The 8,797-nt window shown below is 40.0% G+C and carries 8 protein-coding genes; 6 read left to right on the forward strand and 2 right to left on the reverse strand.

The features are described 5' to 3' along the window. Positions 1 to 130: 130 nt before the first annotated feature. The 5 genes from CL42_RS09880 (at position 131) to CL42_RS09900 (ending at position 5,499) form a co-directional block, all read left to right on the forward strand. Entirely contained in the window at positions 131 to 1,234 is a 1,104-nt protein-coding gene (locus tag CL42_RS09880; protein WP_035267743.1) for a polysaccharide biosynthesis/export family protein, read from the forward strand. Beyond that, entirely contained in the window at positions 1,234 to 1,662 is a 429-nt protein-coding gene (locus CL42_RS09885) for a low molecular weight protein-tyrosine-phosphatase (RefSeq protein ID WP_035267744.1), read from the forward strand. The genes CL42_RS09880 and CL42_RS09885 overlap by 1 nt, the downstream gene beginning before the upstream one ends. Before the next feature lie 17 nt (positions 1,663 to 1,679). Continuing rightward, on the forward strand, positions 1,680 to 3,872 hold the full coding sequence (locus CL42_RS09890) for a polysaccharide biosynthesis tyrosine autokinase (protein WP_035267746.1): 2,193 nt from the start codon (positions 1,680 to 1,682) through the stop codon (positions 3,870 to 3,872). Positions 3,873 to 4,054: 182 nt separating this feature from the next. Then, a complete protein-coding gene (locus tag CL42_RS09895) occupies positions 4,055 to 4,762 on the forward strand; it encodes an FKBP-type peptidyl-prolyl cis-trans isomerase (RefSeq protein ID WP_035267750.1) in 708 nt (235 codons plus the stop codon). Between the two features lie 47 nt (positions 4,763 to 4,809). Next, on the forward strand, positions 4,810 to 5,499 hold the full coding sequence (locus CL42_RS09900; RefSeq protein ID WP_035267761.1) for an FKBP-type peptidyl-prolyl cis-trans isomerase: 690 nt from the start codon (positions 4,810 to 4,812) through the stop codon (positions 5,497 to 5,499). A 72-nt stretch (positions 5,500 to 5,571) separates the two neighbouring features. Here the strand turns inward: CL42_RS09900 and murJ are convergent, their stop codons facing one another. Both murJ and ampD read right to left on the reverse strand, forming a co-directional pair. Next, positions 5,572 to 7,125 carry a murein biosynthesis integral membrane protein MurJ gene (gene murJ / locus CL42_RS09905; RefSeq protein ID WP_171076780.1) on the reverse strand — a complete coding sequence of 518 codons (1,554 nt, stop codon included), beginning with the start codon at positions 7,123 to 7,125 and terminating at the stop codon, positions 5,572 to 5,574. 68 nt (positions 7,126 to 7,193) lie between these two features. Continuing rightward, positions 7,194 to 7,763, reverse strand: coding sequence for a 1,6-anhydro-N-acetylmuramyl-L-alanine amidase AmpD (gene ampD, locus CL42_RS09910; RefSeq protein WP_035267755.1), 570 nt, complete (start codon positions 7,761 to 7,763; stop codon positions 7,194 to 7,196). A gap of 145 nt (positions 7,764 to 7,908) precedes the next feature. Here ampD and nadC point away from each other — a divergent pair, with 145 nt between their 5' ends. Continuing rightward, positions 7,909 to 8,754 (forward strand): carboxylating nicotinate-nucleotide diphosphorylase, encoded by an 846-nt coding sequence (gene nadC / locus CL42_RS09915; RefSeq protein WP_035267758.1) that lies wholly within the window; start codon positions 7,909 to 7,911, stop codon positions 8,752 to 8,754. Positions 8,755 to 8,797 lie beyond the last annotated feature (43 nt).

Consider the following 8,797-nt stretch of genomic DNA (forward strand, 5'->3'; position numbering starts at 1 on the left):
AAAGGGTTTTATATTCACATTGGCGCTAGGCGTTATAGGTTTATTCCTATAATATAGCTCAACAAATATCAGCTTAGATTTTTGAATCTATTTTAAATATTCTACTAATTAAAAAATGATAGGAATTCGAGTGAGTTACTACCGCTATAGTTTATTATTAGCACTCAGCTTAAGTTTTACAGGTTGCGCTGTGACTTCAGGTCTGCAAACCTATGATTTGCCTGAAGAAGGTGTTTTTCAGACGGATTTGGGGACTCAAGTCAATGTCATCAAACTCACTCAAGAGTCCCTTTTTGCTGTTCAACCAGCTCAAGTCAATGTCCACCAAGATTTGGGACATTTATTTCTACAAAATCAAAAACAATATCTACTCAGTCCTGGTGATGTATTATCCATTTATCTATGGGCATATCCAGAAATTACACCACCCACCAATACTATTAGCAACGAAGAAGCCATTAAATCCAATGGCTACCAAATCGACTCTCGTGGCTATATTCAATTTCCAATTATTGGACGCTATAAAGCGGCTGGCAAAAGTTTAGATCAAGTCAATCAAGAACTTCGACAATTACTTGCCCGTTATTTAAAAACGCCTGATGTTATTGCTCGAGTTTTGTCTTACCAAGGTCAGCGCTATTCAGTACAGGGTAATGTCATGAAAGGTGGTCAATATACGCTGAATGACCAACCCACCAGTATCTATACGGCGCTTGGCTTAGCTGGTGGCATCAACACACAATTTGGTGCAAATACATCGATTAGTCTGGTTCGCAATGGTCAAACCTATAACTTAAACTCGATTGAACTTGAGAAAGCAGGGTTTTCGCTACACAATCTTTTGGTTCAAGCCAACGATACGATTTATGTGAACTCACGCGAAAATCAAAAAATCTATGTCATGGGTGAGTCAGGTAAAAACCAATCCCTACCAATGCGTGATCAGGGCATGACTTTAAGTGATGTGATTGGGGAAAGTTTAGGGCTGAATCCATTATCTGCAAGCAGTAGTAAAATTTACGTCGTTAGAAGCCAAAATGACACTCCGATGACTGAAATCTTCCATATGGATCTGTCCAGCATTGCCAATTTTGGTCTCGCCAATCAGTTTAAAATGCAAAGTAATGATATTGTTTATGTCGATGCAACGGGTCTAACGCGTTGGCAACGTGTGGTCAACCAAGTTATTCCATTCTCCAATGCTTTATATAATTTAGATCGTTTGGGGAATTGATGAATTTTAAAAATATTTTAGTGGTCTGTATTGGAAATATCTGTCGAAGCCCCATGGCAGAGTATTTCCTAAAATATACGTACCCTGATCGAAAAATTCACTCTGCTGGGATTTCAGGCTTAGTTGGCCATCCTGCAGATGATAAAGCATTACAATGTATGCAAAATTTCGGTATAAATATGCAAGATCATGTGGCGCGCAAACTGAATGCTGAATTGGTAAAAAATGCGGATTTGATTCTTGTCATGAGCCAGAACCAACAGAAGCATATCGAACAAACATGGCCATACGCAAAAGGAAAAACCTTTCGCTTGGGGCACTGGCGTGAAAAAAATATTGCGGATCCTTACCAACACGATCAAGCATTCTTTAATGACACCTGTCAGTTGATTCAGGATTGTATCGCTGATTGGAAAAAACACCTTTAATATTTTGAATAAAGATTATGAGTCAAACCGCGAATACCGAAGATACAATTGATTTAAAAGAATTATTTTTTTCATTAATCGCTCAATGGAAGCTGATTGCTTTGTGTGTGATTTTGAGTCTGGTCTGTGCCCTACTCTACTTACGTACAACACCAGATACTTACTCTGTCGATGCTTTGGTTCAAGTTGAGGAAAGCAAAGGGACTTCAGCAGCACTTTTGGGTGATCTCTCAAGTATGATTGAGCAGAAACAACCTGCTCAAGCAGAAATTGAAATCCTGAAATCTCGATTAGTCCTCAGTTCAGTGATTGAGAGTTTAAATTTAGATCTTAGAGTGTCTGGTACGCAAAACTCTTTCTTTGATCGTTTATTTTCACCACATGACTATTCGACCAGTTATTCACGTCAATCCGTAATTTTTAACGATGACGAAAAATCTTTTGCTATTCCACATTTTGATATTCCTCAGAAATTTCGTGACCGTGCATTGGCGCTGAATTTTACTGAGAAACAGTTTACCCTGACGGATTTAAGAACTGAAGAAGTGGTCCTAAAAGGTTCACTGAACCAACTCAATCAACGTTCTACCCGTGATGGCGTATGGAAAGTTGAGATTCGTACACAAGATCAATTGAATGACCGCTATATCATCACCAAACAGTCTTTGCCTGCTGCGATGAAATCACTTTTGGCTAATTATTCAGTGGCTGAAAAAGGCAAAATGACTGGTGTTTTAGGATTAAACTATCAAGGTCAAGATAAAGAGCATATTACAAAAGTCCTGAATACGATTTTAAATGCGTATAGTCAGCAAAATGTAGAACGTCGTTCTGCCGAAACTGCGCAAACGCTCAAATTCTTGGATGAACAACTCCCAGAACTAAAACAACAACTGGATGTCGCCGAACGTGAATTTAACAAATTCCGTCAAGGCTTTAATACGGTTGATGTCACCAAAGAATCTGAATTGTATTTAACGCAAAGTGTTGCCTTAGAAACACAAAAAGCTGAACTTGAGCAAAAAGTGGCTGAAGCGGGTGCGAAATACACCAATGAACATCCGATCATGCAACAAATGAACGCTCAACTGGGTGCGATCAATAAAAAAATCAATGAATTGGATGGCACCTTAAAACAACTCCCTGACTTGCAACGTCGCTATCTCCAGTTATTCCGTGAAGTTGAAGTCAAGCAACAGTTATATACAGCTTTGCTGAATTCGTACCAACAACTTCGTATTGCGAAAGCGGGGGAAATTGGCAATGTTCGTATTGTTGATACTGCTGTAGAGCCGATTGAACCGATTAAACCTAAAAAAATACAGATTTTAATTTTGTCCATTTTCCTTGGTGGTTTCCTCGGGACACTTCTAGCGCTGTTACGTAATATGATGCGTTCAGGCATCAAAGATTCTAGTCAAATTGAAAATGAATTGGATCTGCCGGTTTACGCTACGGTTCCACGTTCACTAGTGCAAGAAAGCCGCATGAAGATGCTGAAAAAGCATAAGAAAATTCCAATTCTCGCGATTAAGAATAGCGATGATATTGCGATTGAAAGTTTACGCAGCATGCGCACGGCGATTCATTTTGCGCTGAGTTCAGCTCGCAATAATGTGATTATGATTTCTGGTCCTGCACCTGAAGTGGGTAAATCATTTATTTCAACCAATTTAGCAACAATATTAGCGCAAGCCGACAAACGTGTTTTGATTATTGATGCTGACTTACGTCGTGGTTATCTACACAAATATTTCAATATTGAAACACAGCCAGGTTTGACTGATTACATGACAGATCAGCACTCTCTACAAAATATTATTCGAGACACTGAAGTCGCTGGTTTAAGTGTGATCACCCGTGGTAAGAGTCCGAGCAATCCATCTGAGATATTGAGTTCTAAAAAATTCAAACAGTTGCTTGAACAGCTTTCAACACAGTTTGATCATGTGATCATTGACACGCCACCTGTACTTGCGGTGACTGACGGTATTATCATTTCGCAATATGCAGGTGTGAATATTGTCATTGCTCGCTATGCGAAGACACAAATGAAAGAACTCGAAATCACAGTCAATCGTTTCGAACAAGCCGGTGTGAAAGTGAATGGCTTTATCTTAAATGACATTCAACGTAATGCAGCGGGTTATGGCTATGGTTATGGTTATAACTATGCGTATGCATATAAAGCCTCAAAGGACAATGATTAATTATTGTTGAATAAAGGCCTGATCTATTCAGGCTTTTTTTATGCCGATCAAACACTGTATATTTGTGAAATTTTGTTGATTTCATTGAAATTCTATATCGCTGAAAGTGAATTGACGCTATGCTGTTTTAGTTCCGCGATTTTAGAATGTCGCACATATAATTGAAAAAAATTGGAAATCTCATGAGTAAAGCTTTACCCATCGCTGTTGCTGTCGTTTTAGGCGGTGCTGCGCTCGTCCCTGTTTATTATGCAAGTCAACATCCAACATCTGCGACAGTTTCTAGCATGACTGCTGATGCAAAACCGATTGATAAAATCAGTTATGCACTGGGTTATGAAGTTGCCAGCCAAACTCCTCCTGAAGTTGCCATTGATCCGTTTATTGTCGGTGTCCGTGAAGCGCATGCTAAAAAAGAACGTGCTTATACCGATGAAGAACTGCAAACTGCTTATGTGGCTTTACAAAAAGAATTAGAAGAAAAGAAAGTCGAAGACTCTAAAGCTGCCAATGCACAAAGCAATAGCTTCCTTGCTGAAAATGCAAAAAAACCGAATGTTAAAACAACTGCTTCTGGTTTGCAGTATCTCGTCAGCAAAGAAGGTACAGGAAAACAACCTGCTGCAAACTCTGTGGTTAAAGTGCATTACACCGGTAAATTACTTGATGGCAAAGTCTTTGATAGCTCGGTTGAACGTGGTGAACCGATTGAATTTCCGTTGAATCAGGTCATCCCTGGTTGGACCGAAGGCCTACAATTGATGAAGGAAGGCGGTAAAGCAACCTTATATATTCCATCAAATCTGGCTTATGGTGAACAGGGTGTTCCTGGTACGATTCCACCAAACAGCACACTCATTTTTGATGTTGAATTAATCGAAGTCAAATAAGTTAATCAAAAGGAGAGCCTTCAGCTCTCCTTTTTTGGATTTGAATGATGAAAAAAATCTCTATATTAAGCAGTCTGCTGATCCTCAGCTCTGCCTCATTTGCGGCAAACATTAGCAATAAAAGTACTGAAAAAGATCAGCTCGGATATAGCTATGGCTATGTGATGGGACGCACTAATGCGGATACATTAAAAGATATTAATTTGGATGCTTTTATTGAAGGATTGAAACAAGGCTCAACCGGTCAAAAATCGAGTTTAACCGATCAAGAAATGGCGCAGGCTTTAACCAAATACAAAAAGCAAAGCGAATCGAAACAGCTGATTGAATTTCAAAAATTAGCTGCAGAAAATTTAAAATCTGGGCAGCAATTTTTACAAGAAAATGCCAAAAAAGCAGGCATTGTCACACGACCAACAGGGCTGCAATATCAAGTGATTCAGCAAGGTCAAGGCAAAACACCTAAAGCGACGTCAAAAGTGAAAGTTCATTATGAAGGGCGTTTGATCGATGGCACAGTATTCGATAGTTCGATCGCACGTAATCAAGCGGTTGAATTCCAAGTGAGTCAAGTCATTCCGGGTTGGACTGAAGGTTTACAACTCATGAAGGAAGGTGCTAAATACCGCTTCTTTATTCCTGCTGATTTGGCCTATGGTGAGATCGGTTCGGGCGATGCGATTGAGCCAAACAGCACCTTAATCTTTGATGTCGAACTTTTAAAAGTTTTGCCTTAAGGTTCACATGACTTATAAAAAAAACATCGCTTCCGCGATGTTTTTTGTTTTATTTAGGATCTTTGTAAAGCATTAGCCATGTTTTAACTGTCTTGGTCTAAAGCCAGTCGCAAATAACCCCAATACATAGGCAACCACACCTAATATACAAAGAGCAAGCACTTCAAATACACGAATCCACGGTGCTACATCAGGGTTATACCAGCTGAGACCATACCATAGGGCTGCGATCATCACGGCGTTACCCACCACAAATTGGAAAAATAATTTTTTCCAATGCGGACCAAATCGGAATATTTCACGTTTGTGTAAATAGAAATATAGCATTCCTGCATTAACTAAAGCAGAACCTGTAGATGACAACGCCAATGCCATATGGAGTTCTTCCCAGCCCATCCATTTGAAGATACCAATAAAAACCACATTGAGAATGGCATTGGCTGCAACTGCCATTAGGCCAACACGTACTGGGGTTTTGGTATCTTGAATCGCATAAAATCCAGGAGCAAAGACTTTAATTAACATAAATGCCAAAACACCACCACTCATACATTGTAATGCCAAAGCGGTCATTTCTGTCGCTCGTGCATCAAAAGCACCGTGTTGGAACAGCGCTTGAATAATCGGTGTAGACAACATAAATAAAGCGATACTGGCTGGGATACCTGCAAATACGATGACACGTGCAGCCCAATCTAACATGGCCTTAAATTTAGTTTGATCCTGTTCGGCTTTACGCGCAGAGAGTGCAGGCAAAATCACCGTTCCAATGGCTACACCAATTAAGCCTAAAGGCAATTCGGTCATCCGTTCTGCAGTATAAAGCCATGAAACAGACCCATTTTGCATAAAAGACGCCCAAATGGTATTGAGCAGTAAATTAATTTGTGTGACTGAAACCCCAAACAGTGCAGGCAACATTAATTTTAAAATACGCTCGACACCTTCATGCTTAAAATCAACTTTGGGTGGAATCAGGAGTTTTTTGCGCCAAAGCTCCGGAATTTGTAGGGCTAATTGCAAAATGCCAGCAAACACCACTGCCCAACCCAATGCCATAATGGGTGTTTCCATATATGGTGACAGCCACAAAGCCCCTGCAATCATAGCAATATTCAACAACACTGGCGCAAATGCCGGTGTGGTGAACGAGCCATAACTGTTTAAGATACTGCTAGCAAATGCCGTCAGCGACATAAACATCAGGTAGGGAATGGTGAGACGGAATAAGTCGACTGATAAATCAAATTTGGCTGCATCGGCATGAAATCCTGGCGCATAAACATACAATATCGCAGGTGCAACAATCATACACAGCAAAGTTAATGCAGTCATCACGGTAAGCAAACATCCAAATACCCGACTAATTAGGATCTGAACTTCAGCATGGAGTTTGGTGGTTTTATATTCTGTGAGAACAGGAATAAATGCTTGGGAAAATGCACCTTCGGCAAAAAGACGCCTAAAAAAGTTGGGAATACGAAACGCTACGACAAAAGTATCGAAGTCTTTACCTGCCCCGAACACATTTAACAGCACCATGTCTCGAATAAGCCCCATGACACGAGACAACATGGTCATTGCACTAACAATAAAGGTGGATCGCCAAAGCGCCATCATATTCACCACTTAAAAAGATTGACGATATTGTAATAAAACTTCGCTTTTAAATTGTTATTTCATTCGACAAAGCATCACATTTTTCGTTGTTTTAATTGATCTCTAAAATAAGCCCATTGAAAATGCGGTCCTGGATCGGTCTTTCGTCCAGGTGCAATATCTGAATGCCCTGCGATATGACTTTTAATTTTAGGATAAGCGTGTTGAAGTGTTGCCACGACCTCAACTAAAGCTTGATATTGTTGTTCCGTAAAATCTTGATCATCACTACCCTCGAGTTCAATGCCAATCGAATAATCATTGCATTCTGGATTTGCCATGTACGTAGAGCGTCCTGCATGCCAAGCACGGTCTTTAAAATTAACAAACTGTAAAATTTCGCCTGACCTTAAAATCAATAAATGTGCTGAGACCTGCATCCCTTCAATGGTTTTAAAATAAGGGTGTGCATTCCAATCTAATTTATTTTGGAAAAACTGCTCAATATAGCCTCCTCCAAACTGTGAGGGCGGTAAGCTAATATTGTGGATGACCACCAGTTGAATGTCAGTATGGTCTGGTCTTTGATTAAAATTTGGTGAAGCAATAAATCTTGCACCTTGTAATACACCATCTACCACTTGAAGCTTGGGTACATTCGACATGTGTGATCTCAATCCGTGTTTGCAACTTATGACAATTCATCCACGCTCATCTTTGGAAAAGACTTGGACGAAAAAAACAGCACCATTACTTGAGGTACAATGGTAATATATTGCTCATTTTTCTGGTGCCTACAATAGGGATTTTATGAGCATACCGCAATCTTTGCTTGAACAATCAATTCAAATCAATATCCAACAAGCATTGCAAGAAGATATTGGTGAGCGTGATATCACCGCATTGCTGACACCTGAAGATGAACAAGCAACAGCAACCATTATCAGTCGCGAGACGATGATTCTTGCAGGGCAACCGTGGGTGAATGCTTTAATTAAAGCCTATGATCCAAGCGTTAATGTGATTTGGTTAAAGCAAGATGGCGATCAAGTTCAAGCCAATGAGGCATTTTTAAAACTTGCCGGCTCAGCACGCAGTCTGTTAACCGTTGAACGCCCAGCACTTAATTTTATACAAACCCTTTCTGCTGTTGCTACAAAAACGGCTGAATATGTGAAACATTTGGAAGGTTTAAATACCAAACTACTGGATACACGTAAAACATTACCTGGCTTACGTATTGCGCAAAAATATGCGGTGGGTGTAGGTGGTGGTCAAAACCATCGTTTAGGTTTATTCGATGCTTTTTTAATTAAAGAAAACCATATTATGGCTGCAGGTGGCATTCAGCAAGCAATCGACAAAGCACATGCCATTGCACCAGGTAAACCTGTGGAAGTCGAAGTTGAAACTTGGGATGAGTTAAACCAAGCTTTAGATGCTGGTGCCGATATCGTTATGTTAGACAATTTCAGCCAACAACAAATGATTGAGGCAGTCAAGCATGTGGCTGGTCGTTGTAAATTAGAAGCATCAGGTAATATTACCATCGACAACTTACGTGAAGTTGCTACTTCAGGCGTCGACTTTATTTCCATGGGTGTACTGACTAAAGATGTCAAAGCCATCGATTTATCTATGCGCTTTAACGCTTAATTGATTCAATCGTATCTCTCAATAAAAAAGGGGCTTTGCTCCC

Source organism: Acinetobacter sp. Ver3, assembly GCF_000632455.1.
Lineage (GTDB): Bacteria > Pseudomonadota > Gammaproteobacteria > Pseudomonadales > Moraxellaceae > Acinetobacter.

Coding starts and splice junctions, on each gene's coding strand:
- CL42_RS09890 (WP_035267746.1), top strand. CDS start 1,680: ATGAGTCAAACCGCGAATACCGAAGATACAATTGATTTAAAAGAATTA.
- nadC (WP_035267758.1), top strand. CDS start 7,909: ATGAGCATACCGCAATCTTTGCTTGAACAATCAATTCAAATCAATATC.
- CL42_RS09900 (WP_035267761.1), top strand. CDS start 4,810: ATGAAAAAAATCTCTATATTAAGCAGTCTGCTGATCCTCAGCTCTGCC.
- CL42_RS09895 (WP_035267750.1), top strand. CDS start 4,055: ATGAGTAAAGCTTTACCCATCGCTGTTGCTGTCGTTTTAGGCGGTGCT.
- CL42_RS09885 (WP_035267744.1), top strand. CDS start 1,234: ATGAATTTTAAAAATATTTTAGTGGTCTGTATTGGAAATATCTGTCGA.
- ampD (WP_035267755.1), bottom strand. CDS start 7,763: ATGTCGAATGTACCCAAGCTTCAAGTGGTAGATGGTGTATTACAAGGT.